Source organism: Micromonospora sp. NBC_01655, assembly GCF_026339755.1.
Lineage (GTDB): Bacteria > Actinomycetota > Actinomycetes > Mycobacteriales > Micromonosporaceae > Micromonospora.
The window spans coordinates 1,760,700-1,787,040 of the sequence record NZ_JAPEQF010000001.1 but is presented as its reverse complement, the minus strand read 5'-3'; the positions used below and the strand labels follow the sequence as shown (position 1 = coordinate 1,787,040).

Here is a 26,341-nt window from a genome sequence, read left to right as displayed (position 1 = left end):
GCACAACCTCTGGATCACCGCCGCCGAACGTGGGGCCGGTAGGCGGTATGGCCGGGATTGGGCCGCATGTCGCGGAGCGGAGGATGCGGGCGATGGTTGGGTCAGGCGGTGGGGCTGGGTGGGGTCGCCGCCAGCACCTCGGAGAGCGGGGCCGGGGTGAGCCCCTGGGCGGCCAGCCCGGCCAGGATGCGCGGCAGCGCCTCGTCCGTCATCGGGGCGTTCGCCTCGGTGACGTGCAGGACGACGACGGAGCCGGGGCGCACCCGGGACAGCACCGCATCGACGATCGGCCGCCAGGACCGCGCGAACGGGTCACCGCTGACGACGTCGCCGTCCACCACCGTGACGCCCAACGGCGCCAACTCGGTCAAAGCCGTGCGATCGTGGCAGAGCCCGGGAAAGCGGAAGTACCGGGTCTGCCGGCCGCCGTACGGGGCGATCACGTCGAAGGTCCGGGCCACGTCGGCCGCCATCCGCTGCCGGGGGATCGTTGGCAGGTGGTAGCAGTCCGCGGTGAAGGCGAGATGGCCGTACGTGTGGTTGGCCAGCTCGAAACGCGGGTTGGCGGCCAGACGACGGGTGACGTCGGGGTACTCCTCGACCCACTTGCCGGTAAGGAAGAAGGTGGCCGGCACCCTTTCCCGCTCCAGCAGGTCGACGATCGCCAGGTTCGCGTACGAGCGGACCGCGCCGCTGCGCAGTTGGTACCGCATCGCGTCGGTCATGTCCGCGTCGAAGGTGAGCGCCACCTTGTCCCCGGTGCGCGGCCCGTGGTCCACCACCGGCGGTTGCCGCCCGGCCCGACTTGCGCCCGGCACCGTCGCCGTCCCCGGGTCCGGCCGGCCGGTCGGTACGGGTGATGGCGCCGGCGGTCCGGTCGGCTCCGCCGACCCCTCGACCGGGGCGGCACGCGGGCTGCCGGAGGCGGTTGCCGCCTCCCTGGACGCCGGTGCCCGGACGATGGCGGCGTGACCGGTTTCGCGCCCGGGGGCCGGTAGGGCCAGCAGGGCGACGACGCCGGTCAGTGCGACGAGCGTCGCCACCAGGGGGACGCGGGAATTCTTCACGGGCACCGAAGGATGATCTCAGCGAGCGGGCGCGCCCGAACGCCCGGGCGAGCGGGCTGCTGACCCGGGGCGGCCGATCGCCGATATCAAATGCGGCAAAAGCCTAATATCAAAGGGAATCGGCGAGAGCCCGGAGGAGGTCGTCATGACTGCGGCGATAGAGATGCCCCGCGTCGAGGAATGTGTGGTCGCGGCCTGCGCCTACAACCACACCGGCGACTGCCACGCGTTCGCCATCACGATCGGCAGCCCGGACCACGCCCACTGCCACACCTTCGTCGAGATGCCCGTCCGCGGTGGCATCGAGACGCTGATCGCCCAGGTGGGCGCGTGCCAGCGGTCGGACTGCCGGCACAACTCCCAGTTGGAGTGCCACGCTCCGGCGATCCGGGTCGGCCCCGACAACGACATGGCCGACTGCATGACGTACGCCGGCCGCTGACACCGCCGACGGCTCACGTACGGCGCGTACCGGAGGGCCTTCTCACAGGCCGTTGGCGGCACGGACGACGGTGACGAGGTCGTCGATGATGCCGGTGAGCGCGAAGTCCTTCGGCGTGAACACCCGGGCCACCCCGGCGGCGCGGAGCGCCTCGGCGTCGCCGGGCGGGATGATGCCGCCGACCACGACCGGCAGGTCGCCCCGGCCGGCGGCGCGGAGGCCGTCCAGCACCGCCGGCACGGCGGCCAGGTGCGAGCCCGAGAGCACGGACAGGCCCACCAGGTCGACGTCCTCCTCCACGGCGGCGGCGACGATCTGCCCGGCGGTCAGCCGGATGCCCTGGTAGACCACCTCGAAGCCCGCGTCGCGGGCGCGTACCGCGATCTGCTCCGCGCCGTTGGAGTGCCCGTCCAGGCCGGGCTTGCCGACCAGCAGCCGCAGCCGGCCGCTGCCCAGCTCGCGGGCGGTGGCGGCGACCCGCTTCCGCACCGCGGCCAGGTCACTGTCGCCGCTCGACCCGACCCCGCCGGCCAGCCCGGTCGGCGCCCGGTACTCGCCGAAGACCTGGCGCAGCGCGCCGGCCCACTCGCCGGTGGTCACCCCGGCCCGCACGCACGCCAGGGTCGCCGGCATCAGGTTCGCGGTGGACGCGGCGTCCGCGCGGAGCCGGCCGAGCGCCGCGTCGACCGCCGCCTCGACCCGGCCGGACCGCCACCGGCGTACGGCGGCCACGGCCGCCGCCTCGACCGCCGGGTCGACCTGCTCGATCGCCTCGGCACCGGCCGCGGTCAGCGGCGACGGCTCGGTCTCGGTGAACCGGTTGACGCCGACCACCACGTCGGTGCCGACCTCCAGCCGGCGGCGGCGCTCGGCCAGCGAGCCGACCAGCGAGCCCTTGAGGTACCCGGTCTCGACGGCCGCCACCACGCCACCCATCTCCAGCACCTTGTCCAGCTCGGCCCGGGCTCCGCTGACGATCCCGTCGACCAGCGCGGTCATCACGTGCGAGCCGGCGAACAGGTCCGGGTATTCGAGCAGGTCCGACTCGTACGCGAGGACCTGCTGCATGCGCAGCGACCACTGCTGGTCCCACGGCCGGGGCAGGCCGAGCGCCTCGTTCCAGGCCGGGAGCTGCACCGCGCGGGCGCGGGCGTCCCGGGACAGGGTGACGCCGAGCATCTCCAGCACGATCCGCTGGATGTTGTTCTCCGGCTGGGCCTCGGTCAGGCCGAGCGAGTTGACCTGCACGCCGTACCGGAACCGGCGCTGCCTCGGGTCGGTGACGCCGTACCGCTCGCGGGTGATCTCGTCCCAGAGCGCGCCGAACGCGCGCATCTTGGCGATCTCCTCGACGAAGCGCACCCCGGCGTTGACGAAGAACGAGATCCGGGCGACCACGTCGCCCATCCGCTCGGCCGGCACCTGGCCGGCGTCGCGCACCGCGTCGAGCACGGCCACGGCGGTGGCCAGGGCGAAGCCGACCTCCTGCACCGGCGTCGCGCCGGCCTCCTGGAGGTGGTACGAGCAGATGTTCACCGGATTCCACCGGGGCATCTCCCCCAGCGTGTACGCGATCACGTCGGCGGTCAGCCGCAGCGACGCGGCTGGCGGGAAGATGTACGTCCCCCGGGACAGGTACTCCTTGATGATGTCGTTCTGGGTCGTCCCGGCGCAGCGGTCCAGCTCGACGCCCTGCTCCACGCAGACCTCGCCGTAGAGGGCGAGCAGCCACATCGCCGGCGCGTTGATGGTCATGGACGTGTTCATCTCGGCGAGCGGGATGCCGTCGAAGAGGGCCCGCATGTCGCCGAGGTGGGCCACCGGCACACCGACCCGGCCGACCTCGCCGGCGGCCAGTTCGTGGTCCGGGTCGTACCCGGTCTGGGTGGGCAGGTCGAAGGCGACCGACAGGCCGGTCTGCCCCTTCGCCAGGTTGCGGCGGAAGAGCGCGTTGCTCGCGGCGGCCGAGGAGTGCCCGGCGTAGGTGCGCATCACCCACGGACGCTCGCGCTCGGAAAGCCGGCCGGGGAGAGCCTTCTCGTCCATGGCCGGGAGTCTAAGTTACCGTTAAGTCACCCGGGCTGGTGAAAAACCACACAGGTCCATGGAACGCCATGTGGGCCGCAGCGGGCTGACCAGCACCGGAACGCGCGGGTGACGGCCGGCACCCCCGGCACCACCGGACGTCCCGCAGGACGCACACTTGACGGCATGGATGACGAGCTCGCGATCTCCGTCCGGGGGCTGCGCAAGGCGTACGGCGACAACGTCGCGGTGGCGGGCGTGGACCTCGCGGTCCACCGCGGCGAGGTGTTCGCCCTGCTCGGGCCGAACGGCGCGGGCAAGACCACCACGGTGGAGATCCTGGAGGGCTACCGGCAGCGCGACGCCGGCGAGGTCTCCGTGCTGGGCAGCGACCCCGGGCTCGCCTTCGGGTCGCGACTGCGGGGCTCGCAAGCTCGCTCCTCGCGCACCCCACGACACCCCGCCCGCGACTGGCGGTCCCGGGTCGGCATCGTCCTTCAGGGCACCGGCGAGTTCGACGAGCTGACCGTCGCCGAGGTGGTCTCGCACTTCTCCGGCTTCTACCCCGGCGCCGACGACCCGGCGAAGGTCGTCGAGCGGGTCGGCCTGGGGGCCAAGGCGAAGGCCCGTACGCACACCCTCTCCGGCGGGCAGAAGCGCCGCCTCGACGTGGCGCTCGGCATCATCGGCCGCCCCGAGCTGCTCTTCCTGGACGAGCCGACCACCGGCTTCGACCCGGAGGCCCGGCGCGAGTTCTGGGAGCTGATCCGGGACCTGGCCGCCGCCGGCACCACCATCGTGCTCACCACCCACTACCTGGACGAGGCCGAGGCACTGGCCGACCGGGTCGGGGTGATCACCGCCGGCCGGGTGGTCGAGGTGGCCCCGCCGAACCGGCTCGGCAACCGGCAGGAGGCGCTGGCGACGGTCTCCTGGCGTACCCCGGAGGGGGTCGTCGAGACCGCGCAGAGCGCGACGCCGACGGGCCTGGTGGCGGAGTTGGCCGCGCGCTTCGGCGGCGAGGTACCCGGGCTCACGGTGACCCGGCCGACCCTGGAAGACGTCTACCTGAGGATGATCGGACACCGATGACCACCACCACCAAGCCGGCGGCCCCGGTCTCCCCCGCCGCCCCGGCCCGGCGGCTCGGGGCGGGCGCGCTCGCCCTGCGCCAGGGCCGGCTGGAGATCACCCAGTTCCTGCGCAGCCGGGAGTCCGTCGTCTTCACGATGGGCTTCCCGATCATCATGATCCTGATCTTCGCGGCCATCTTCAGCGACGAGATCGCCCCGGGCGTCAGCTACACGCAGTACTTCATCACCGGCATGATCGCGACCGGCCTGATGACGGTCAGCTTCCAGAACCTCGGCATCTGGATCCCGATCGAGCGGGACCGGGGGGTGCTCAAGCGCTACCGGGGCACCCCGATGCCGAAGTGGGTGTGGTTCGCCGGCAAGGTGATCATGGTGGTGGCGATCGGCGTCGCCGAGACCGCCCTGCTGCTCGCCGTCGCGGTCGCCCTGTTCGACCTGGAGCTGCCCGGCACCGCCGGCAAGTGGCTCACCTTCGGCTGGGTCTCCGTCCTCGGGGTCACCGCGTGCACCCTGTGCGGCATCGCGATCTCCTCGCTGGCCCGCACGGCGCGCAGCGGCTCGGCCGTGGTCACCCCGGTCGCCCTGGTGCTCCAGTTCATCTCCGGGGTCTTCTTCGTCTTCACCAACCTGCCAAGCTGGATGCAGCAGGTGGCGGCCGTCTTCCCGCTGAAGTGGATGTGCCAGGGGCTGCGGTCGGTCTTCCTGCCGGAGAGCTTCGGCGCCCAGGAGCCGGGCGGCTCCTTCGAGCTGGGCCGGGTCGCCCTCGTCCTCGCCCTCTGGTGCGTGATCGGCCTGGTGCTCTGCCTCACCACCTTCCGCTGGACCACCAAGCGCGACGGCTGAGGGTTCCCCGCCGCACCGGCCGACTCACCTTCGGCGGCCCGGCGCCGGGCCGCCCCTCACCGCACCCTCGGCCGCCGGGAACACTCGCCGTCGTGGTCGGGCCGGAGCTGGCACCGCCGGCCGCCGGGCATGATCCGGTCGCAGAAGACCCAGTGGCGTACGTTCTGGTCGTCCTCGGGCGAGACGGTGGTGCCCCCGGGCTCGGTCTGGGGCAGAACGCGGCTCCAGTGCGCCACCACCCGGGCGAGCCGCTGGGCGGCGAGCAGATCGTTGACGACCACCGGCAGATGGACGACCCACCGCTCGCTCATCGCCCTCCTCCCCGCTCGTTGCGCTTCCGGGTCCGCTCGGACTGCCAGCGGCGCAGGGCGTCCCTGATCTGATCGATCTCCCGCACCTGCCACGGCCGCAGCGGGCGATGGCGGGCCGGCCCGTGGATTTGCCGCCGGCGACGCTGGGCACGCCGGAACAAGACGCGCATGACAGGACCCACCTCTCACCGTCGATTGACCTGTGGAAGGGGCGGGCCCACCGGCCCGCCGCGCACCGGCGGACCCACCCCGGCACCTGCCACCGCAGCCTCGGATCAGCAGTACGGCGGCAGGGCAGCTCATCGACCCCGGCTGGTAGCAGGGCGATCAGCCGAGGCCGGAAGCCTCACTCATCGTGCATGGACCCATCCCCCTACGCAACTCCCGATTCGGTCCAAGGTCGTTGCGTGTCGCGTCCTCTCCGTCCACACTGAGCGGCATGACTGGAAGCCCAACCGTGCGCCGACGACGACTTGCCGCCGCCCTCCGCCGCCTCCGAGAGCAGACCGGGATGACCGCCGACCAGGCGGCCAAGGAAATCGGCATCTCGAAGTCCGCGCTGAGTCGAATCGAGAACGCCCAGGTCTCCGTGATGCCGCCGGTCGCCCGCGGCCTCCTTGAGCTGTACGGGGTCGAGGGCGAGGAGGTCGACGCACTGGTCCAGGTGGCCCGGGACGCCCGCAAGCGGGGCTGGTGGCAGGCGTACGACGACGTGCTGCCGGACTGGTTCGAGGTCTACGTCGGACTGGAGGCGGAGGCGTCGGAGATCCGTGCCTTCCAGCCGCAACTGATTCCGGGCCTGCTTCAGACAGCCGACTACGCCCGCGCCGTCATCCGCGCCGAGCATCCGGACGCCTCCGCCGAGGAGGTGGGCCGCCGGGTCGAGCTACGGATGCGCCGGCAGGCCACCGACAGCCCACCGAAGCTCTGGGTGGTGCTGGACGAGGCGGCCCTGCGGCGGCCGATCGGCGGGGTGGCGGCGTTCACGACGCAGTTGCGGCGGCTGGTCGAGGAGGCGGAGCGACCCGGCAACACCATCCAGATCCTGACCTTCGGCGCCGGCGAGTACGGCTCGATGGGCAGCGCCTTCAGCGTGCTGACCTTCCCGGAGCCGGCCGATCCGGGGGTCGTCTACGTCGAGACCCGCGCGGGTAGCCTCTACCTCGAAGGCCAACAGGTCAGGGAGTACGGCCGAGTCTTCGAGCACCTCGTCGCCACGGCGGCGAGCGCTCGGGAGTCGCGCGACCTGATCCGGGGGGCGATCGACGAGCGGTGAGAGGACGGCGCGGGTGGAAGAGGTCGGCACGGCCCGGGTGACGTGGCGGAAGAGCAGCCGCAGCAATGGCTCCGGTGACTGCGTGGAGGTCGCGGACAACCTGGCGGGCAAGGTCGGGCTACGGGACAGCAAGGACCCGACCGGCCCGGTATTGACCTTCGAACCGAAGTCCTGGGCCACCTTCGTCGAAGGAATCAAAGCCGGGCCTTCTGGCGACTGAGGCAGCCGCCACCAGACAGAGCGACAAGGACTCCATCAGCGGATCCGACGCCGTGTGTCGTCACGCCAGCCGGGCCGTCCAGCCGCCGATGACGCCCGTACGTCTGCGCAAATCGAGCCGGGCAACAGCCATCAAGCACCCGCCAGGGAGACGATCTTGACTGGCAAAGTGAATAAAATCAGCACAGTTGATCTATAGACCCGCAGGTCAAGAAGTCTGTTCCCCGCGCACGCGGGGGTGATCCCGATTACCGCCGCGCAGAACCGGAACGGGTCCGCTGTTCCCCGCGCACGCGGGGGTGATCCCGGACAAGGTGTATTCGGTGTTGGCCTTAAGCCCTGTTCCCCGCGCACGCGGGGGTGATCCCCTCCGGCTTTTCCATTTCCTGCTTCCCTTCTCCTGTTCCCCGCGCACGCGGGGGTGATCCGGGCATCGGCGAGACGGGTTTCTACCGGCCCTGCTGTTCCCCGCGCACGCGGGGGTGATCCGGTCACCGTTGCGGCCACCGGTACGGTGTATTCCTGTTCCCCGCGCACGCGGGGGTGATCCCGAGCCGGCCCGGTAGCGCCCCTCCAGGCCGTGCTGTTCCCCGCGCACGCGGGGGTGATCCCGATTGACCGGATCTGCGCTGGGGAGAACGCGCCTGTTCCCCGCGCACGCGGGGGTGATCCCGTGGTCCGGCGCCAGCGCTCTTTTGCCGGAAGCTGTTCCCCGCGCACGCGGGGGTGATCCCGGGACCGGGTCGCGGGCGATCAGGCTGATCGCCTGTTCCCCGCGCACGCGGGGGTGATCCCGGCAGTCCGGCACCGACCCATGCCGAGGATCGCTGTTCCCCGCGCACGCGGGGGTGATCCCGACGTCGCCGCGCTGAAGGGCGCGCGCCTCGTCTGTTCCCCGCGCACGCGGGGGTGATCCCTCGTCCGCGTCGCCGGTTGGCCGGTGTCCGAGCTGTTCCCCGCGCACGCGGGGGTGATCCCATGGAGTGCAACAGCTTCGCGCAGTCCGCGAACTGTTCCCCGCGCACGCGGGGGTGATCCCGTGTGCCGGAGGGCGTGGGGGTGGAGCTTGTCCTGTTCCCCGCGCACGCGGGGGTGATCCCGTGTGCCGGAGGGCGTGGGGGTGGAGCTTGTCCTGTTCCCCGCGCACGCGGGGGTGATCCCGCTGCGCTGAAGAAGAAGCGTGGGAAGCCGGACTGTTCCCCGCGCACGCGGGGGTGATCCCGTCCAGTCCCAGTCCCGCAGGTCCCACTCCCACTGTTCCCCGCGCACGCGGGGGTGATCCCCGGGGGCGGACGACCACCCCGACCACCCCGGACCTGTTCCCCGCGCACGCGGGGGTGATCCGGCCGGCGACGAGCTGACCAAGCTCGGCACGAACTGTTTCCCGCGCACGCGGGGGTGATCCCCGCCGGATCGTGCGGTGGACCGACCCGGGCCCCTGTTCCCCGCGCACGCGGGGGTGATCCCGACGAACGGGGTCGATCGGTAACCCTTGATCGCTGTTCCCCGCGCACGCGGGGGTGATCCCACCTCGGTCAGGTCGTCGACCGCGCCGGGCTTCTGTTCCCCGCGCACGCGGGGGTGATCCGCTCAAGCTGTACGAGGTGGGGCCGACCCCTGATCTGTTCCCCGCGCACGCGGGGGTGATCCCGAGACCGCCAAGCCCGGCCGACGCAACCGTCGCTGTTCCCCGCGCACGCGGGGGTGATCCCACCGCCGGCAGAGTGCCGAGCGGTCGCCCAGTCGCTCGACAGCGCCTCGACCTCCCGTCGTACGGTGGGATTCCGGAACGATAGCGGCATGGTCGCTGCGGAGTACACCAACACCGTCCGCATTGGATACGCCCGCACCAGCACCCGCGCCAAGACCAGGTTCAGCCGACCCGATCTCCAGAGGGGACGACGCACGTGGTCGAGACAGTGCTTCAGCTCATCATGCAGATGGCGGGCGGCACCGCCGCCGCGGCCGGCACCGAAATGGGGCAGTCGATCTATACGATGGTGCGCGACCGGCTCGTGGGGACCGACCGAGGATCCACGGCCCTGCGCGCGGTCGAGGACCGGCCCGACGACCCGGCTGCGATCGACGAACTGCGCACGCTGCTCCAGGCGGAAGTGGACGCCGACCCGGGCTTCGCCGAGGGCATCGCCGCGGCCCTGGCGGCCACCAAACCCACCCGCACCACGACCGGCAGCATCACGTTCGAGGGCACCACGGTACGGGGCCGGAACATCTTCTCCCTGGGGCCCGTGACGGTCAGCAACACCCGCAACGTCCGGCTTTCCCTACTCGCTGCAGCCCTCGTGTTCGTCGCGCTAGTGGCCCTGGGGATCTACGGCGGGGCGCATCTCATCGCCGGCGACGACCCCGTGCACAGCCCGACGGACACCACAAGAGGCCAGGCTGACCCGGGCTCGGACAGCCCCCCGAAAGAGTCGGCGAAGACCGCGCCGGAAACGACCGGGGAGCTGGCCGACGCCATTCTGGGCAGATCTGACGTCCCGGAGAGCTGGGTGCAGAACGGGTGGACGGGCTTCCCTGCGCTCCCCGCCGACTGGCCGTGCGACGCGCTGCGGGGCAGCCTCCCGGGGAGCTTCGGTGTGTCGAACAACTTTGGTTCCGGGTCCGCGGGGATGAGCGTGGACATCCAGATGCACAGCGACCCGGCCGGGGCCGAACAGGCCCTGGCCTGGCGGCGCACAAACGAGGAACAGTGCCTGCACGGCCGCCCCGTGGCCGTCACACCGATGGGGGACGAGACGGTCGGCTACCAGTACGCCGGGCACTCCGACGTCTACATCCGCGACGGCAGCTACCTGATCACCGTCATGACCAGCGGTGACCTGCCGGACGGCCTCACCGCGTACTACGCCAGGAAACAGTACGAGAGGTTCACGGAGGTCATCCGCTGAGGCCGGTTCGAGGGCGGCGAGGGTGAATACGTCGTCGCCCTCGCCGCAACGAGGGCCCTGGGGTTCCCCGCGTGTACGGGGGTATCGATCCCCGCGTGCGGCGGGGCGGCGGGCCGAGGACGGGGCTGGCAGACTGTGCCGGTGGTGGCGGGACCGACGCGGCGACGGCTACTCCTGGCCGGGGCCGCCACGGCGGCGCTGACCGTGGCCGGCGGCGCGGCGGCGAAGGAGCTGACCCGCCCGCGCCCGGGGCCGGCACCGGCGCTGCCCGACGCCCCGGCCGGTGACGCGCGGCTGATCCGACGGCAGTCGGCGGCCCGGGGCCGTGCCGTCGACTTCTGGACGGCCGTGCCGGCCGGGCACGGCGACGGGCGAGGGCTGCCGGTCTGCCTGGTGCTGCACGGCGCATCGTCCACCCCGCGCGACTACGCGCGCTTCGGGCTCGCCCGGTTCCTCACGGACGCGGTGCAGCGGGGCGCTCCGCCATTCGCACTCGCCGGGGCGACCGGCGGGCGGCTCTCCTGGCGGCGCTCGGGTGCGGACGACCCGCAGCGGATGGTGCGCGAGGAGCTGCCGGCCTGGTGCGCCGAACGCGACTTCGACACCAGCCGCGTCGCTGCCTGGGGCTGGTCGATGGGCGGCTTCGGATCGCTGCTGCTCGCCGAGACCTTCCCCGGCTGGCTGCGCGCGGTGGCCGCGTTCTCCCCCGCCGTACGCCCCGGGGACGCGGTCTTCACCGACGTGGCACGGCTGCACGGCACGCCGGTCGGGCTCTGGTGCGGCCTGCAGGACGGCCTGCTGCGCGACGTGCGGGCCCTGGCCCGCGCCCTGCCCGAGCCGCCGGCCAGGGCCGAGTACGCCGACGGCCGGCACAACTTCGTCTACTGGGGCACGGTCGTCCCGGCGGCCTTCTCGTTCCTGGCCGCCGCCCTCACGCCGCCGCGCCCCTGACCCGGCCCCGAGCGGGGAACGGATCAGGGGTCGGTGCGGCGTCAGTACGTGTAGAAGCCCCTGCCAGTCTTGCGGCCCAGGTCGCCGGCGGTGACCATGCGCTGGAGCAGCTCCGGCGGGAAGAACTTCTCGTCGGCGGTGTCGGTGTAGATGTTCCTCGAAGCGTGCAGCAGCACGTCCACGCCGGTCAGGTCGGTGGTGGCCAGCGGGCCCATGGCGTGGCCGAAGCCGAGCTTGCAGGCCGTGTCCAGGTCCTCGGCCGACACCACGCCGGACTCGACCAGCTTGACCGCCTCGACGACCAGGGCGGAGATCAACCGGGTCGTGACGAAGCCGGCGATGTCCCGGTTCACCACCACGACGGTCTTGCCGATCTCCTCGGCGAACGCCTTCGCGGTGCCCAGGGTCTCGTCGCTGGTCTTGTAGCCCCGGACCAGCTCGCAGAGCTGCATCATCGGCACCGGGGAGAAGAAGTGCGTGCCGACGACCGCCTCCGGGCGCTCGGTGACGGCGGCGATCTGGGTGACCGGGATGGCCGAGGTGTTGGTCGCGAGCACCGCGTCGGCCTTGCAGATCTTGTCGAGCGCCCGGAAGACCTCGTGCTTGACCTCCAGCCGCTCGAACACCGCCTCGACCACGATGTCCGCGTCGGCCGCCGCCTCCAGGTCGGTGGTCGGGGTGATCCGGCCCAGCGTGGCCTCGACCTCGGCGGCCTCGATCCTGCCCTTCTCGGCGAACTTGTCCAGCGACTTGCGGATGCCGGCCAGTCCGCGACCGGTGGCCGCGTCGTCCAGGTCCCGCAGCGTCACCTGCCAGCCCGCCTGCGCCGCCACCTGGGCGATGCCCGAGCCCATCAGCCCGGCCCCGACGACCGCGAGTCGACCCGCCATCTGCTTCTCCCTCGCCTGATTGAGTGTCTGTCTGCACCCTAGTCGGCGACACTGAACGATGGCTAAGCCGGCCACCGGGCGGCGGGCCGGTCCAGCGGCGGGCCGGGGCCGCCGCCCTGCGGTCAGATCTCCAGCGCCGGCTCGTCCGGTACGCTGCCCCGCTCGACCTCCACGCCCAGCGCCCGCAGGTCGGCGACGAAGTCCGGGTAGCCGCGGTCGACGTGGTGCACGTGGGAGACCTCGGTGACCCCGTCGGCGCAGAGCCCGGCGATGATCAGCCCGGCGCCGGCCCGGATGTCGGTGGCCCGGACAGGGGCGCCGGAGAGCCGGTCCCGGCCCCGGACCACGGCGTGGTGGCCGTCGGTCTTGATGTCCGCGCCGAGCCGCATCATCTCGTTGGCGAACATGAACCGGCCGTCGAAGATGTTCTCGGTGATCAGGGAGGCCCCGTCGCTGACCGCGGCGAGCCCGATCGCCATCGGCAGCAGGTCGGTGGCGAAGCCCGGGTACGGCAGGGTGACCACGTCCACCGCCAGGGGGCGCTCGTCGACCCGTACCCGGAAGGCGTCGCCGCGGGTCTCCACCAGGCCGCCGGCGCAGACCAGCTTGTCCAGCGCGACCTCCAGGAAGCCCGGGTCGATCCCCGTCACAGTGACGTCGCCCCGGGTCATCGCGGCGGCGAACGCCCAGGTCCCGGCGACGATCCGGTCGCCGACGGTGGCGTGCCGTACCGGCCGCAGCTCGGGTACCCCCTCGATGTGCAGGGTGGAGGTGCCCTCCCCCTCGATCCGGGCACCCATCCGGATCAGCATCGAGCAGATGTCCACGATCTCCGGTTCCCGGGCCGCGTTGTCGATCATCGTCGCGCCCCGGGCCAGCACGGCGGCCATCACCAGGTTCTCGGTGGCCCCGACGCTGGGGAAGTCGAGCACGATGTCCGCGCCGTGCAGGCCGTCCGGGGCGGCGGCGATGACGAAGCCGTGCTCACCGGAGATGTTCGCGCCCATCCGGGTCAGCCCGGCGATGTGCATGTCCAGCCCCCGGGAGCCGATGGCGTCCCCGCCGGGGTGGGCCACCCGGACGTACCCCCGGCGGGCCAGCAGCGGGCCGAGCACGCAGATCGACGCGCGCAGCCGGCGGACCAGGTCGTAGTCGGCCTCCGCGCCGGGCCGGTCGGGCACGTCGATGGTGACCGACCTGGACCGGGCCACCCCGCCCCGGGCCACCATCGGGTCGACGGGGTCGTCCGCGTCGAACCGGACGCCGCACCCCAGCCGGCGCAGCACCTCGCCCATGATGGCGATGTCGGTGATCCGCGGGACGTTCGTGATGACGCTGCGCCCGGGGGCGAGCAGCGCGGCGGCCATCAGTTTGAGGGCCGAGTTCTTCGCCCCGACGACATGCACCGTCCCGGCCAGCCGGGCGTCCCCGGCGACCCGGATGACGTCGACGTCGTTGACCGCCGGGTCCCCGGCGTCGCCGGGGCCGACCCCGGCCGCCCGGGTCGGGGCCGGCCGAGCGGGGATCGTCAGGTCGGGTATCCGTAGGCTGTGCGTCATGGCCGTCCACCTCACGCGCATCTACACCAGGGCCGGCGACGCCGGCATGACCAGGCTGAGCAACAACGAGCAGGTGCCGAAGACCGATCCGCGGATCGCCGCGTACGCGGACGTCGACGAGTGCAACGCCGCGATCGGCGTCGCGCTCGCGCTGGGGCAGCTCGACGACGAGCTGCGGGCGGTGCTGGGGTCGATCCAGAACGACATGTTCGACGTCGGCGCCGACCTGGCCACCCCCGTCGAGCCGGACCCGGAGTACCCGCCGCTGCGGGTCACCGAGGAGTACGTGGACCGTCTCGAAGGATGGTGCGACGAGTACAACGCACGCCTGAGCAAGCTCGACTCCTTCATTCTCCCCGGCGGCACGGCAGGAGCTGCGCTGCTGCACGTGGCACGGACGGTCGCCCGGCGGGCCGAGCGCGCGGCGTGGGCGCTGGTCGCCCACGATCCCGATCGGACCAGCACCCTCCCGGCAAAGTATCTCAACCGGCTCTCCGATCTGCTCTTTATCCTGTCAAGAACGGCAAATCCGGCAGGGGACGTGCTGTGGGTGCCGGGCGGTAAGCGCTGAGCGTCGACGCCGGCCGCGCCCCGGTCGGGGCCCTGCACCACGTCGAACTCTGGGTGCCCGACCTGGCCGGCGCGGTCCGTAGCTGGGGCTGGTTGCTGGGCGAGCTGGGCTGGACGCCGTTCCAGGACTGGCCGGCGGGCCGGTCCTGGCGGCTCGGCCCGACGTACCTGGTGCTGGAGGAGTCCCCCGCGTTGTCCGGGCGAAACCACGACCGGCTCGCCCCGGGCCTGAACCACCTGGCCTTCCACGCCGGCCCGCCGGCCGCCGTGGACCGGCTGGTCGCGATCGCGCCGGCCCACGGCTGGCACCTGCTCTTCCCGGACCGCCACCCGCACGCCGGGGGCCCGGACACCTACGCGGCCTACCTGACCGACGACCAGGGGTACGAGGTCGAACTGATCGCCACCACCAACTAGCCCTCCCCGCTCCCGCGATCTTGCAGTTGCGGCCCCGGGAGAACACCTCTTGTCCCGTTATGCCTGGGTACCGAGTGCAAGATCGCGGGGGTGGGGTGGGAGCGGGTTTGTGTTGGGTCAGCGGGGGGAGGGGTGGGGGTGTTGCGGGTGGCGGGGGCGGTCAGGCCGGGGCCCGGGCGGCGCGGGTCAGGGGACTGGCCGGTCAACCTCCGGCGGGCGGCGGGGGCACGGCGGGCGCGGGTCGAGCCGGCGCAGGGGCGGCGGGCAGCAGCGGAAGGGTACCCGGAGCCGGCGCAGCAGCACCACGGCGGCGACCACCACGACCAGCCCGCCCGCGGCGGCTGTCAGCATGCCGGCCGAGGCGGCCCCGGCGGCGTACCCGACCAGTACCGTCCCCGGCACCCAGACCAGCACGGCCAGCCCCTCGAAGAGCACGAACCGCCGATACGGCAGGCCGGCTGCCCCGGCGACCCGGGGCACCAGGGTCCGGACGAAGGCGGTCCAGCGCCCGACCAGGACGGCCGGACCACCCCGGGCGGCGACCAGCGCCTCGGCCCGCCGCCACCGGTCCGCCCCGATGCGCCGCCCGATCACGCCGTCCCGGATCCGCCGGCCGAGCAGCCGCCCCTCCAGGTAGCCGAGCTGGTCGCCGACGAACGCAGCCAGCGTGGTCACCGCGAGCGCGGCGCCCAGGTCCAACCGCCCCATCCGGGCCAGCAGCCCCACGGTGAGCATGACGGTGGCCGCAGGCAGGACCACCCCCACAAGCAGCCCCACCTCGGCGGCGAGCACGACGGCCGCGACCGCCAGCACCTGCCCCGGCGGCAGCTCGGCCAGACAGTCGCGCAGCAGGGCGGAAATGTCCACCGAGCCACTGTCGCCCGACGGCGCCGCCCGGTCGTCCTACCAGCGGCCGTCCTGGCTCCTCCTGCTGGCCGGTCCGCCCCCTAGGGACCGCCCCGGCCAACCGCGACGCCCACTGTGGCGGGCCGCCGGGGAACCCGACGCCCGGAGCGGAGGAAGGAGACCGGCTCAGTGGGCGTCGGGGTCGGCGACCGGGTTGAAGTCGTCGTCGACCAGCCCGAAGCGGTGGGCGACCACGGCGGCCTGCACCCGGTTGCGCAGGTCGAGCTTCTCCATCGCGGCCGAGACGTGGGTCTTGACCGTGGTGATGCCCAGATGCAGCCGGGTACCGATCTCGGCGTTCGACAGCCCGGCCCCGACGAGCGCGAGAACCTCGCGCTCCCGATGACTGAGCAGCCGCAGCTCCGGTCCCGGCGAGCGGACCGCGGGGCGGTGCTCCTGGTCGTGGGCGGCAATCGCCCGCCGGACGATCCGCGCCAGCACCGGCGGGGCGAGCAGCGGCTCGCCCCGCATGGCCCGTCGGACCGCGTCGATCAGCTCCTCCGGCTCGCCGTCCTTGACCAGGTAGCCGATCGCGCCGGCACCCAGCGCGCCGTAGACGTACGCGTCGTCGGCGAAGGTGGTGAGCGCCAGCACCCGCACGCCCGGCTGCCGGTCCACGATCCGGCGGGTCGCCCCGATGCCGTCGAGGCGCGGCATCCGCAGGTCCATCAGCACCACGTCCGGGCGCAGCCGCTCGGCGAGTCGGACCGCCTCCAGGCCGTCGCCCGCCTCGCCGACCACCTCGAAGCCCCCCGCCGTGCGCAGCAGCAGGCCGACACCGGCCCGGACCAACGCCTGGTCGTCCACGACGAGCACCCTGATCATCCGCTCTCCCTGATCGGTAACGTGACCCGAACCTGCCATCCTCCGCTCGGCGTGGCCGCGGCGGTGAGCGTGCCCCCGAGCAGACCGACCCGCTCCCGCATGCCGCTCAGCCCGTAGCCGGACGGGGGCAACGCGGGCCGGGGCCGGACCGGTCCGCTGTCCCGTACCACGATCAGCAGGGCTCCGTCGCCGGCGCGGACGTCGACCGAGGCGAGCGCGCCCGACCCGGCGTGCTTGAGCGTGTTGGTCAGCGACTCCCGCACCACCCGGGCCGCCGTCGTGCGGACCACCAGTGGCGCGGCGGCGAGCGCGGCCGAGACCGTCACCCGGACCGCGATCCCGGCCTCCCGCACCCGCCGCTCGGCGTCGCGGATCATCTGCTCGGGCTCGACCTGCGAGCCGCCCGGCTCGACGGCCTCCGGGTCGCGCAGCACCTCCAGCAACTCCCGCAGCTCGTCCAGCACCTGCCCGGCGGTGTCCCGCAGCTCGCCGAGGGCAAGCACCGCCTCGTCCGTGCTGCCGGTCTGCTGCACGGCGTAGCGGGCCGAACCCGCGCGCAGCGCGATGGCGGCGACGTGGTGGGCGACGATGTCGTGCAGGTCGCGGGCGATGGCGGCCCGCTCGGCCAGCCGGGCCGCCCGGGTCTGGATCTCCTGGCGCGCCTCGGCGTCCCGGGCACGCTCCTCGGCGCTCCGGGCCGTGCCCCGTACACCGCGCAGGTACCGGCCGAAGGCCACCGGCGCGGCAACCGCGCCGACCAGCATGGCCAGCCGCAGCACGCCCAGGCTGCCGGAGAGCGTCCCGGAGTCACCGAGGTTGCGGACGTCGGCCACGGTCGCCGCGAGGAAGAGCAGGAACGCGGCGGCGGTGGCCGGCCAGCCAGCCTGGTAGGCGACGAAGCCGAGCGCGAGCGCCGCCGCCAACTGCGCGATACCGGAGCCGTTGACGGTGACCATGTCGGCCACCATCATCAGCGCGCACTCGCCGAGCAGGACCAGCCACGGCAGGCGGCGCACTCCGATCAGGCCCAGCCCGGCCAGGACGGCGATCAGGACGGCCCAACCCCCGCGTTTCACGTCCTGCGGGCTGAGCCACGTGCCCAGCACCAGCCCGGCTGCGACCACGCCGAGCAGCAGCTCCGGCCACCAGCCGCGTCGGTCCTCCACCCGGCCACCATACGGAGCCAGCACGCCCCGACCGCTCCTCCCGGTGGCCGCCGGTCCTCCTCCGAGTGGCCGGCGCACCGGCCGGCCGCGCTCCTCCGGCCGGCCACCGCGGCGACCGCCGGCAGGACGTGGCAGCGACCGCCGGCAGGACGTCGCCGGCAGTAACCCGCCCTAGCCTCGGGCGACATGACCGACGCGCCCGCCTTCCTGAGCCAGTTCGTCCGGCACCCACGCGTCGTGGGGGCGATACTTCCCAGCGGGCCGGCCCTGGCCCGGGACGTCACCGCGCCGGTGCCCCGGACGGGGCACCCGGTGGTGGCCGAACTGGGGCCCGGCACCGGGGCGTTCACCCGGGCCGTGCAGCAGCGGCTGGACGGACGGGGCCACCATCTGGCGATCGAGCTGAACCTGGAGTTCGCCGACCGGCTCGCCCGGCGGCACCCGGGGGTGGAGGTGGTACGCGGCGACGCCGCGGCGCTCGGCAGTCTGCTGGCGGACCGGGGCCACCCGTACGCCGACGTGGTGATCAGCGGCCTGCCGTGGGCGGCGTTCGCTGCCGAACGGCAGCGGGCCGTGCTGGACGGGGTGCTCGCCGGGCTGGGCCCGGCGGGGGTGTTCACGACGTTCGCCTACCGGCACGCGCTGCCCACCCCGCCGGCACGGCGGTTCCATCGGCTGCTGGAGAACCGGTTCGAGGAGGTGGTGGTGGGTCGGACGGTCTGGCTCAACGTGCCGCCGGCGCTGGTCTACCACTGCCGCCGCCCGGTGCGCTGACGCCCTTGGCGGGCAGCCCGGCCCTCCCGACGGGGGCTGCCCGGGTCAGGCGGCGGGCCAGTCCTGGGACGCCAGACGCGGCGAGGCCGCCCCGGGAGGGGCGGCCTCGAGCCAGGAGAGGAAGCCGGTTACGGTGGACCGGGCCATGGCGATCTCCACCGGGGCGTGTTGACTGGTACACCGCAGGATCACCCAGTCGGCCGGCATGGAGAGGCGCTCCTGCCCCTCGGGCAGTCGCCGGCGCTCCACCGCCAGGGCCTTGCGGGACAGCACCCGCTTGGGTCGCAGGGCGAAGGAGAACATCCGGTACCACCGGAGCTCGTCGCCCGCGAACCGCCCGAAACCGGGCGACCAGCCCCGGCCGTCGAGCATCGTGGTGACCCGGACGCTGAGCCGGATGATCCCGCCGGTGCGGGTGACCAGCGCCCGCCGGACGAACAGGATCAGCAGAGCGGCGAGCACGGCGGCGAAGCCGATCCCGATCCCCTCCACGATCTCCATCGACGGGTCGGCTCAGCGGCTCTGCGCGGCGGAGACCGGGGTGGCGCTCTCGGCCAGCACGGTGACGCCCTCGCTGCTCACCGAGAGGAAACCGCCGGCCACCTCGTACGAGACCTGCTCGCCACCGGGAAGCTTGATCCGGACCTGGCCGGGCTCGGCGAGCTGGCCCAGCAGGGGCGCGTGCCCCGGCAGCACGCCCAGCTCACCCTCGGTCGTCCGGGCGACGACCATCTCGGCCTCACCGGACCAGACCTTCTCCTCGACGGCTACGAGCTCGACGTGAAGCTGCTGTGCCACGCTGTCTCCTTGCTGCGGCGGCGGATTGTCGAAAGTCTAGTCGCGCCACCCGTGGGCACCGAACGCGGGTGGCGTAAGCTACGCCACCCGCGCCCGGACCGCGCCGCCGGGGCACTACTTGGTCTTGTTGCGGAAGTCCGGATGCTCCAGTAGGAACGCGTCCAGTTGCTCCTTCTCCAGGGCGGTGAAGAAGTCCTCGGCCTCGGGCCGCAGCCGCTCCCCCCGGTACGCCGACCCGGTGCCGATGTTCTCCCCCGGCAGCTTGATCAGCTCGACGTTGTCGGAGCGGATGGCCTTGAGGGCGATCGCGAAGTCGACCACGCTGTTGCCCCGGCCGTTGAAGATCAGCGACTGACCGGCGGCCCGGATCACCTTGTCCAGCTTGATCGGGCTGGTCACCACGTCGGCGCTGAACGCCTGGTCGACCATCGCCTTGATGAACTGCTGCTGGTGCCGCTGCCGGCCGTAGTCGGCGTCCGGAACGCCGTTCTTCGGGTACCGCTGCCGGACGTAGTCGAGCGCCTGCCAACCGCTGAGGTGCTGGTTGCCCTTCTTGTAGACCGCCTGGGGGCCGACGTACCCCTCGCCGTGCGGGTTGCCCTTGCGGTGCACCCCGCTCGGCTCGCGGTGCTCGGAGCGCACCTCGCGCTCGATGTACATGTCGACGCCGCCCATCGCGTCCACGATCTTCTGGAAGCCGGTGAAGTTGATGATCGCGCCGGCGTCGAACCGCTCGATCCCGGTCACCTGCTGCACGGTCTTGGCCAGCAGCTCGAAGCCCCGGGCGGCGTCCGGGTTCTGCCCCGGCACCCGGCTGCCGTACGACATCGCGGCGTTGAGCTTGTCGGTGCCGCCGTGGAACTCCGCCTTGCTGAACCTCGGGATCTCGACCCGCAGGTCGCGGGGCAGCGAGAAGAGGTACGCCCGGTCCAGCTCGGCCGGCACGTGCAGCACCATGACCGAGTCCGCCAGCGGCGGGGTCTCCGGGTCACGCGGGTCGATGCCCACCAGCAGGATGTTGAGCGGGCCCTTGATGTCGCTCTTGCGCTCCTGGGCGCCCGCGGCCTGGTCGCCGAACAGGTCGCCCTTGCCGACCGCGCCCTCGTACCGGGACAGCAGCGCCTCGTACCCCACCAGCACCGCGCCGCTGAGCAGCATGAGCACGGCGCCGAAGACCGTGCACACCCGCGCCCACCGCGGCACGCCCGACCATATCGACGGCTTCTTCCTGCCGCCCTTGCCGGCCTTACCCACGAGCATCTCCGTTCGTCACGCCCACGAAGAGGAGACGGGCGCACGCAGCCGAAAAAGTTGCAACGATTGTCACTCGTCCGGGGGGACGGCGTGGATCGACGGTACCTCGCCCACGACGCAACCACCGGCACGGCAACCGGACAGCGGAGATCATAGGGCCTGTAGGTGGACGAGGACCGCCCCGGTTGCCACCGGGACGGTCCTCGCGGGTGTGGCGATCTTCTACTTCATCAGCTCCGCGGCCTTGCGCTCCAGGTCCTCGAGGCCGCCGCACATGAAGAAGGCCTGCTCGGGGAAGTGGTCGTACTCGCCCTCGCTGATCTTCTTGAACGCCTCGATGGTCTCCGCGATCGGGACCGTCGAGCCCGGCACGCCGGTGAACTGCTCGGCGGCGTAGGTGTTCTGCGACAGGAAGCGCTCGATCCGCCGGGCCCGCTGCACGGTGATCTTGTCTTCCTCGGAGAGCTCCTCGATGCCGAGGATGGCGATGATGTCCTGCAGGTCCTTGTACTTCTGCAGGATCCGCTTGACCTCGGTGGCGACCGCGAAGTGCTCGGCGCCGACGAACTCCGGGGCGAGGATCCGGGACGAGGACGCCAGCGGGTCCACGGCCGGGTAGATGCCCTTGTCGGAGATCGACCGCTCCAGGTTGGTGGTCGCGTCGAGGTGGGCGAACGTGGTGGCCGGGGCGGGGTCGGTGTAGTCGTCCGCCGGCACGTAGATCGCCTGCATCGAGGTGATGGCCTGGCCCCGGACGGAGGTGATCCGCTCCTGGAGCTCGCCCATCTCGTCGGCCAGGGTCGGCTGGTAACCCACGGCGCTCGGCATCCGGCCGAGCAGGGTGGAAACCTCGGAACCGGCCTGGGTGAAGCGGAAGATGTTGTCGATGAAGAGCAGCACCTCCTGCTTCTGCACGTCGCGGAAGTACTCCGCCATGGTCAGCGCGGAGAGGGCGACCCGCAGCCGGGTGCCCGGCGGCTCGTCCATCTGGCCGTAGACCAGGGCGGTCTTGTCGATGACGCCGGACTCGGTCATCTCGGCGATGAGGTCGTTGCCCTCACGGGTGCGCTCACCCACGCCGGCGAAGACCGACGTACCACCGAAGTTGTTCGCCACCCGGGTGATCATCTCCTGGATGAGCACCGTCTTGCCCACGCCGGCACCGCCGAACAGGCCGATCTTGCCGCCCTTGACGTACGGGGCGAGCAGGTCGATGACCTTGATGCCGGTCTCCAGCATCTCGGTCTTCGGCTCCAGGTCCGCGAAGGCCGGGGCCTTGCGGTGGATGCCCCACCGGTCGTCGGCGTTCAGCGTCTCGCCCTCGGTGAGGTTGAGGCACTCGCCGATCGCGTTGAACACGTGGCCCTTGACCGCGTCGCCCACCGGCACGGTGATCGGCGAGCCGGTGTCGCGCACCTCGGCGCTGCGGACCAGGCCGTCGGTCGGCTGCATCGAGATCGCGCGGATCAGGTTGTCGCCCAGGTGCTGGGCGACCTCCAGGGTCAGCGTCTTCTCACCGCCGGAGAGGTTCACGGTGACGTGCAGGGCGTTGAACAGGGCCGGCATGGCGTCGCGCGGGAACTCGGCGTCGACGACCGGGCCGATGACCCGGACCACGCGACCCGTGGCCGTCTTGGTCTCAGCTGGTCCACCAGCAACTGCGGATACAGTCATCACACTTCACTTCCCGACGCGGCAAGCGCGTTCGCGCCGCCGACGATCTCGCTGATCTCCTGGGTGATCCCGGCCTGGCGGGCCGAGTTCATCTCGCGCGTGTACTTCTCGATCATCTCTTCGGCGTTGTCGGTGGCGCTCTTCATCGCCCGCCGGCGGGCGGCCGACTCGCTCGCCGCCGACTCCAGCAACGCCGCGTAGATCCGCGTGTTGATGTACTTCGGCAGCAGCGCGTCGAGCAGCACCTCCGCCTCCGGCTCGAACTCGTACGCCGGAAGCAGGCCCTCCGACCGCGGCCGGTCCTCGACCTGCATCGGGCCGATGACCTTCGCGACGGGGGTCTGGGTCATCAGGGAGTGGAACTCGGTGTAGACGATGTGCAGTTCGTCGATCCCGAGCACCCCGTCCGCCCCGGCGTCGCCGTCCACGTCGTCCGCGCCGGCGGTGAACGCCTTGATCAGCGTCTCACCCACCTCGCGGGCGTCGGCGAACGACGGTTGCTCCGAGAACCCCGTCCAGTTCGCCTCGATCGGCCAGTCGCGGAACCGGTAGAACGCGACGCCCTTGCGGCCGATGACGTAGAGCACCGGCTCCTTGCCCTCGTCCTTGAGCCGGGCGATCAGCGACTGCGCCATCTTGATCGCGCTGGAGCTGTAACCGCCGGCCAGGCCCCGGTCGGCGGTTACCAGCAGGACGCCCGCCCGCCGCACCCGCTCACGCGGAGTGAGCAGCGGGTGGTCGATCCGGGCGTTGGACGCCAGCGCGGTGAGTACGCCGGTGATGGCCTGGGCGTACGGCAGGGACGCCTGCACCCGGGCCTGGGCCTTGGCGATCCGGCTCGTCGCCACGAGCTCCATCGCCTTGGTGATCTTCTTCATCCCCTTCGCCGAGCGAATCCGTTGACGAAGAACGCGTACCTGGGCCGCCATGAGTCAGCCCTACTGCTTCTCGGCGTTGTCGCGGTAGCGGGTCACCGTCTCGCGGTTCTCCTCGCCCTCCAGCGGCTTGGCCGGGGCCTCGTTGATCCGGGGCTCGTCCTCCTTGCCCAGGAACATCTGCTTGAAGCTCACGATCGCCTGGTCGAGGGAGGCGATCAGCTCGTCGTCCCACTTGTTGTCGGCGATCGCCGCGAGGACGCCCTCGTGCTTGTGCCGCAGGTACTGGAGGAACTCGCCCTCGAAGCGGCGCACCTCGCCGACGGGGATGTCGTCCAGCTTGCCCTCGGTGCCGGCCCAGACCGAGACGACCTGATCCTGCACCGGGAACGGCGAGTAGTTCGGCTGCTTGAGCAGCTCGACCAGGCGGGAACCGCGGTCCAGCTGGGCCCGGGAGGCCTTGTCCAGGTCGGAGGCGAAGGCGGCGAACGCCTCCAGCTCACGGAACTGGGCCAGGTTCAGCCGCAGCGAGCCGGCGACCTTCTTCATCGGCTTCACCTGGGCGGCGCCGCCGACCCGGGAGACCGAGGTGCCGACGTTGATCGCCGGCCGGACGCCCTGGTTGAACAGGTCGGTCTCCAGGAAGATCTGGCCGTCGGTGATGGAGATGACGTTGGTCGGGATGAAGGCCGAGATGTCGTTGGCCTTCGTCTCGATGATCGGCAGGCCGGTCATCGAGCCGCCGCCCAGCTCGTCGGAGAGCTTCGCGCAGCGCTCCAGCAGCCGGGAGTGCAGGTAGAAGACGTCACCCGGGTACGCCTCGCGGCCCGGCGGGCGGCGCAGCAGCAGCGACACGGCCCGGTACGCCTCGGCCTGCTTGCTCAGGTCGTCGAAGACGATCAGGACGTGCTTGCCGCCGTACATCCAGTGCTGCCCGATGGACGAGCCGGTGTACGGGGCCAGGTACTTGAAGCCGGCCGGGTCGGACGCCGGGGAGGCGACGATGGTGGTGTACTCCAGCGCGCCCGCCTCCTCCAGGATGCCCTTGATCGAGGCGATCGTGGAGGCCTTCTGGCCGATGGCGACGTAGATGCAGCGGACCTGCTTCTTCGGGTCGCCGGAGCGCCAGTTGTCCCGCTGGTTGAGGATGGTGTCCAGCGCGACCGTGGTCTTGCCGGTCTTCCGGTCACCGATGATCAGCTGCCGCTGGCCCCGGCCGATCGGGGTCATGGCGTCGATCGCCTTGATACCGGTCTGCAGCGGCTCGTCCACGGACTGCCGGGCCATCACGTTCGGGGCCTGGAGCTCCAGCTCGCGGAAGCCCTCGTTGGCGATGTCGCCGAGGCCGTCGATCGGCTGGCCGAGCGCGTTGACCACGCGGCCGAGGAAGGCGTCGCCGACCGGTACGGAGAGCACCCGGCCGGTGCGCTTGACGCGCTGACCCTCTTCGAGCTTCGCGGAGTCACCGAGAACGACGACACCGATCTCCCGGACGTCGAGGTTCAGCGCCACGCCGAGCGTGCCGTCCTCGAACTCCAGGAGCTCGTTGGTCATGGTCGAGGGGAGACCCTCGACGTGGGCGATGCCGTCACCGGTGTCGGCGACGGTGCCGACCTCCTCGCGGGAGACGTCGGGCGAATAGGAGGAGACGTAGCGCTCCAGGGCGCCGCGGATCTCCTCCGTCGAGATGGTCAGCTCGGCCATCCTCTGCTTCCTTAAGTATCAGGGGCCCGGGATACCTAGTACCGACCGGTCCGAATGGCGTCTGTCAATCCAGGCGCTTCGCGGGGTGTGCCAGCGGGTGCCGGTCAGCGCTTCGCGAGCGCGTTGCGGGTCTCGTTGAGGCGGCGCAGGACGGTGCCGTCGTACAGGTCGGGACCGACCCGGACGCTGGCGCCACCGAGAACCGAGGGGTCGACCGCCTGCTTGACGGAAACCTCTCGACCGTACATCGCGGAGAGGCGGGCACCGAGGCGGTGCTCGTCCTCGTCACTCAACGGGGCCGCCACGGTCACGTACGCGACCTGCCGGTCCCGCCGGTCGGCGGTGAGCTCGACCAGCCGGGTGACCGAACCGGTGAAGGACCGCCCGCCGAACCCGCCCAGCGCCACCTCGACGAGGCGGACGGTGGTCGGGCTGGACTTGCCGGCCAACAGCTCGCGGGCCAGCGCGGCCCGCTGCTCGACCGGGGCGACCGGGTCGGACAGCGCCGCGGAGAGCGCGGGCTGGCCGGCGACCACCTGGCCGAAGCGGAACAGCTCGTCCTCGATCTCGCCCAGCTCACCGGCCGCGTCGGCGCTGGCCAGCAGCGCCTCCACGCCCAGCCGCTCGGTGCCGTCGAGCAGCTCCGACGGCGCCGACCACCGGCCGGACACCAGCCCGGAGAGCAGGTCGAGCGCGTCCGCGCCGACCTTCCCCCGGAGCATGTCGCCGAGCAGCGCGGCGCGGTCAGCGCCCGGCCGGGCCGGGTCGGACAGCGCCCGGCGCAGCCGCGGCTCGCGCCCCAGCAGGCCGGCGACGGCGAGCAGGTCGTCGGCGGTGGCGGCCACCGCCGACGGCTCCGCACCCCGCGCGTACGCCGCCAGGCGCTCGGTCGCGGCCCGGTACGACTCCCGGCTGGCGGCCTGCATCAGCGGGCCCCCGTGCTCTCGAGGCCGCTGAGGAACCGGTCGACGGTGCCCTTGCGGCGGGCCTCGTCGGCCAGCGACTCGCCGACGATCTTGCTGGCCAGGTCGACCGCGATCGTGCCGACCTCCGTGCGCAGCTCGCGCACGATGGTGGCCCGCTCGGCGGCGAGCTGCTCCTTGCCGGCCGCGATGATCCGGTCGGACTCCTCCCGCGCCTTGGCGAGGATGTCCTGGCGGATGCCGTCGGCGTCGGCCCGGGCGTCGTCCCGGATCCGGGCGGCGTCGGTGCGCGCCTCGGCGAGCTGCGCGCGGTACTGGTCGAGGAGCTGGTTGGCCTCGGCCTGGGCGGCCTCGGCGCGCTTGATGCCACCCTCGATCGCGTCGACCCGGGCCTGGAACGTCTGCTCCATGCGGGGGAAGACGAACTTCATCAGCACGAAGCAGAGCACGGCGAAGGCCACGGACCCAACCACGATCTCCTGCCAGATCGGGATGATCGGGTTGTGCGGCTCACCACCCTCAGCGGCGAGGAAGAACATGGAAGACCTCCCGGTCGAAGGGGGGCGGGATTAGGAGAGCGTGCCCTGCCAGATGAAGCCGAACGCGATGCCCAGCAGCGCGAGCGCCTCGATGACGGCGAAGCCGATCCAGACGTACGGCAGGGTCATCTTCGACGACTCCGGCTGGCGGGCCGTCGACTGGATGTAGGCGGCGAAGACCAGGCCGACACCGATGCCCGGGCCGATGGCCGCGAGACCGTAGCCGATGGCGGCGGTGCTGCCCTCTACCGCGGCGTAGATGTCCATTAGTGGGTTCCTCCTGGTTATCACGCGTGACGGTCACGCGGGACGACAACGGGTGGTGCG

27 protein-coding genes and 1 CRISPR repeat array are annotated in these 26,341 nt (G+C 72.1%); of the genes, 10 read left to right on the top strand and 17 right to left on the bottom strand.

What is annotated here, in order from left to right; genetic code table 11:
* Window positions 1–101: 101 nt before the first annotated feature.
* Window positions 102–1,067 (bottom strand): polysaccharide deacetylase family protein, encoded by a 966-nt coding sequence (locus tag OOK41_RS08455; RefSeq protein ID WP_266263735.1) that lies wholly within the window; start codon window positions 1,065–1,067, stop codon window positions 102–104.
* 145 nt (window positions 1,068–1,212) lie between these two features.
* On the opposite strand from OOK41_RS08455, the gene OOK41_RS08450 reads away from it, so the two are divergent.
* Window positions 1,213–1,509: a DUF1540 domain-containing protein gene (locus tag OOK41_RS08450; protein ID WP_266263734.1), complete on the top strand. Its 297-nt coding sequence runs from the start codon at window positions 1,213–1,215 to the stop codon at window positions 1,507–1,509.
* Window positions 1,510–1,551: 42 nt separating this feature from the next.
* Here OOK41_RS08450 and OOK41_RS08445 read toward each other — a convergent pair whose 3' ends face one another.
* Window positions 1,552–3,555 carry a protein meaA gene (locus OOK41_RS08445; protein ID WP_266263733.1) on the bottom strand — a complete coding sequence of 668 codons (2,004 nt, stop codon included), beginning with the start codon at window positions 3,553–3,555 and terminating at the stop codon, window positions 1,552–1,554.
* 165 nt (window positions 3,556–3,720) lie between these two features.
* Here OOK41_RS08445 and OOK41_RS08440 point away from each other — a divergent pair, with 165 nt between their 5' ends.
* Both OOK41_RS08440 and OOK41_RS08435 read left to right on the top strand, forming a co-directional pair.
* Window positions 3,721–4,626 (top strand): ABC transporter ATP-binding protein, encoded by a 906-nt coding sequence (locus OOK41_RS08440; RefSeq protein ID WP_266263731.1) that lies wholly within the window; start codon window positions 3,721–3,723, stop codon window positions 4,624–4,626.
* Window positions 4,623–5,471, top strand: a complete 849-nt coding sequence (locus tag OOK41_RS08435; protein WP_117665619.1) for an ABC transporter permease — start codon at window positions 4,623–4,625, stop codon at window positions 5,469–5,471. The genes OOK41_RS08440 and OOK41_RS08435 overlap by 4 nt, the downstream gene beginning before the upstream one ends.
* A gap of 56 nt (window positions 5,472–5,527) precedes the next feature.
* On the opposite strand, the gene OOK41_RS08430 is transcribed toward OOK41_RS08435, so the two are convergent.
* Window positions 5,528–5,782 carry a hypothetical protein gene (locus OOK41_RS08430; RefSeq protein WP_266263729.1) on the bottom strand — a complete coding sequence of 85 codons (255 nt, stop codon included), beginning with the start codon at window positions 5,780–5,782 and terminating at the stop codon, window positions 5,528–5,530.
* Window positions 5,783–6,221: 439 nt separating this feature from the next.
* On the opposite strand from OOK41_RS08430, the gene OOK41_RS08425 reads away from it, so the two are divergent.
* From OOK41_RS08425 to OOK41_RS08410, 4 genes are all read left to right on the top strand, one after another.
* A complete protein-coding gene (locus OOK41_RS08425) occupies window positions 6,222–7,058 on the top strand; it encodes a helix-turn-helix transcriptional regulator (protein ID WP_266263727.1) in 837 nt (278 codons plus the stop codon).
* Between the two features lie 13 nt (window positions 7,059–7,071).
* Entirely contained in the window at window positions 7,072–7,278 is a 207-nt protein-coding gene (locus tag OOK41_RS08420; protein ID WP_266263725.1) for a DUF397 domain-containing protein, read from the top strand.
* Between the two features lie 216 nt (window positions 7,279–7,494).
* Window positions 7,495–8,989: direct repeats of the CRISPR family, unit length 28 nt; unit sequence CTGTTCCCCGCGCACGCGGGGGTGATCC.
* A 228-nt stretch (window positions 8,990–9,217) separates the two neighbouring features.
* Window positions 9,218–10,189, top strand: coding sequence for a hypothetical protein (locus OOK41_RS08415; RefSeq protein ID WP_266263723.1), 972 nt, complete (start codon window positions 9,218–9,220; stop codon window positions 10,187–10,189).
* Window positions 10,190–10,330: 141 nt separating this feature from the next.
* Window positions 10,331–11,140: an alpha/beta hydrolase family protein gene (locus tag OOK41_RS08410; protein ID WP_266263721.1), complete on the top strand. Its 810-nt coding sequence runs from the start codon at window positions 10,331–10,333 to the stop codon at window positions 11,138–11,140.
* 41 nt (window positions 11,141–11,181) lie between these two features.
* Here OOK41_RS08410 and OOK41_RS08405 read toward each other — a convergent pair whose 3' ends face one another.
* Entirely contained in the window at window positions 11,182–12,030 is an 849-nt protein-coding gene (locus OOK41_RS08405) for a 3-hydroxyacyl-CoA dehydrogenase family protein (RefSeq protein ID WP_266263719.1), read from the bottom strand.
* Between the two features lie 122 nt (window positions 12,031–12,152).
* Complete coding sequence (murA, locus tag OOK41_RS08400; RefSeq protein ID WP_117665607.1) at window positions 12,153–13,589, bottom strand: UDP-N-acetylglucosamine 1-carboxyvinyltransferase; 1,437 nt, start codon at window positions 13,587–13,589, stop codon at window positions 12,153–12,155.
* Between murA and OOK41_RS08395 the strand changes: the two genes are divergently transcribed.
* On the top strand, window positions 13,588–14,160 hold the full coding sequence (locus tag OOK41_RS08395; protein WP_117665605.1) for a cob(I)yrinic acid a,c-diamide adenosyltransferase: 573 nt from the start codon (window positions 13,588–13,590) through the stop codon (window positions 14,158–14,160). The genes murA and OOK41_RS08395 overlap by 2 nt on opposite strands.
* The gene (locus tag OOK41_RS08390; protein ID WP_117665603.1) at window positions 14,157–14,576 is read left to right on the top strand and encodes a VOC family protein; all 420 of its coding nucleotides are present in this window, start codon (window positions 14,157–14,159) and stop codon (window positions 14,574–14,576) included. Before OOK41_RS08395 ends, OOK41_RS08390 begins: the two co-directional genes overlap by 4 nt.
* A 186-nt stretch (window positions 14,577–14,762) precedes the next feature.
* Here OOK41_RS08390 and OOK41_RS08385 read toward each other — a convergent pair whose 3' ends face one another.
* The 3 genes from OOK41_RS08385 to OOK41_RS08375 all read right to left on the bottom strand — a co-directional run bounded on the left by OOK41_RS08385 (window position 14,763) and on the right by OOK41_RS08375 (window position 17,473).
* Window positions 14,763–15,443, bottom strand: a complete 681-nt coding sequence (locus tag OOK41_RS08385) for a DedA family protein (RefSeq protein WP_266263716.1) — start codon at window positions 15,441–15,443, stop codon at window positions 14,763–14,765.
* A gap of 165 nt (window positions 15,444–15,608) precedes the next feature.
* The gene (locus OOK41_RS08380) at window positions 15,609–16,307 is read right to left on the bottom strand and encodes a response regulator transcription factor (RefSeq protein WP_266263715.1); all 699 of its coding nucleotides are present in this window, start codon (window positions 16,305–16,307) and stop codon (window positions 15,609–15,611) included.
* The gene (locus tag OOK41_RS08375) at window positions 16,304–17,473 is read right to left on the bottom strand and encodes a sensor histidine kinase (RefSeq protein WP_266263713.1); all 1,170 of its coding nucleotides are present in this window, start codon (window positions 17,471–17,473) and stop codon (window positions 16,304–16,306) included. The genes OOK41_RS08380 and OOK41_RS08375 overlap by 4 nt, the downstream gene beginning before the upstream one ends.
* A 186-nt stretch (window positions 17,474–17,659) precedes the next feature.
* Here OOK41_RS08375 and OOK41_RS08370 point away from each other — a divergent pair, with 186 nt between their 5' ends.
* The gene (locus OOK41_RS08370; protein WP_117665596.1) at window positions 17,660–18,247 is read left to right on the top strand and encodes a class I SAM-dependent methyltransferase; all 588 of its coding nucleotides are present in this window, start codon (window positions 17,660–17,662) and stop codon (window positions 18,245–18,247) included.
* 45 nt (window positions 18,248–18,292) lie between these two features.
* Here OOK41_RS08370 and OOK41_RS08365 read toward each other — a convergent pair whose 3' ends face one another.
* From OOK41_RS08365 to OOK41_RS08325, 9 genes are all read right to left on the bottom strand, one after another.
* Complete coding sequence (locus tag OOK41_RS08365) at window positions 18,293–18,748, bottom strand: DUF2550 domain-containing protein (RefSeq protein WP_117665595.1); 456 nt, start codon at window positions 18,746–18,748, stop codon at window positions 18,293–18,295.
* Between the two features lie 12 nt (window positions 18,749–18,760).
* Window positions 18,761–19,045 carry a F0F1 ATP synthase subunit epsilon gene (locus OOK41_RS08360; RefSeq protein ID WP_117665593.1) on the bottom strand — a complete coding sequence of 95 codons (285 nt, stop codon included), beginning with the start codon at window positions 19,043–19,045 and terminating at the stop codon, window positions 18,761–18,763.
* Window positions 19,046–19,159: 114 nt separating this feature from the next.
* A complete protein-coding gene (locus OOK41_RS08355; protein ID WP_266263709.1) occupies window positions 19,160–20,305 on the bottom strand; it encodes an LCP family protein in 1,146 nt (381 codons plus the stop codon).
* Window positions 20,306–20,521: 216 nt separating this feature from the next.
* On the bottom strand, window positions 20,522–21,973 hold the full coding sequence (gene atpD, locus OOK41_RS08350) for a F0F1 ATP synthase subunit beta (RefSeq protein ID WP_266263707.1): 1,452 nt from the start codon (window positions 21,971–21,973) through the stop codon (window positions 20,522–20,524).
* Complete coding sequence (locus tag OOK41_RS08345) at window positions 21,973–22,902, bottom strand: F0F1 ATP synthase subunit gamma (protein WP_117665587.1); 930 nt, start codon at window positions 22,900–22,902, stop codon at window positions 21,973–21,975. Before OOK41_RS08345 ends, atpD begins: the two co-directional genes overlap by 1 nt.
* A 9-nt stretch (window positions 22,903–22,911) precedes the next feature.
* Window positions 22,912–24,552 carry a F0F1 ATP synthase subunit alpha gene (gene atpA, locus OOK41_RS08340; protein WP_117665585.1) on the bottom strand — a complete coding sequence of 547 codons (1,641 nt, stop codon included), beginning with the start codon at window positions 24,550–24,552 and terminating at the stop codon, window positions 22,912–22,914.
* A gap of 104 nt (window positions 24,553–24,656) precedes the next feature.
* Window positions 24,657–25,478 (bottom strand): F0F1 ATP synthase subunit delta, encoded by an 822-nt coding sequence (locus OOK41_RS08335; RefSeq protein WP_117665583.1) that lies wholly within the window; start codon window positions 25,476–25,478, stop codon window positions 24,657–24,659.
* The gene (locus OOK41_RS08330) at window positions 25,478–26,014 is read right to left on the bottom strand and encodes a F0F1 ATP synthase subunit B (protein WP_266263703.1); all 537 of its coding nucleotides are present in this window, start codon (window positions 26,012–26,014) and stop codon (window positions 25,478–25,480) included. Before OOK41_RS08330 ends, OOK41_RS08335 begins: the two co-directional genes overlap by 1 nt.
* A gap of 30 nt (window positions 26,015–26,044) precedes the next feature.
* Entirely contained in the window at window positions 26,045–26,281 is a 237-nt protein-coding gene (locus OOK41_RS08325) for an ATP synthase F0 subunit C (protein ID WP_117665579.1), read from the bottom strand.
* Between the last annotated feature and the right edge of the window lie 60 nt (window positions 26,282–26,341).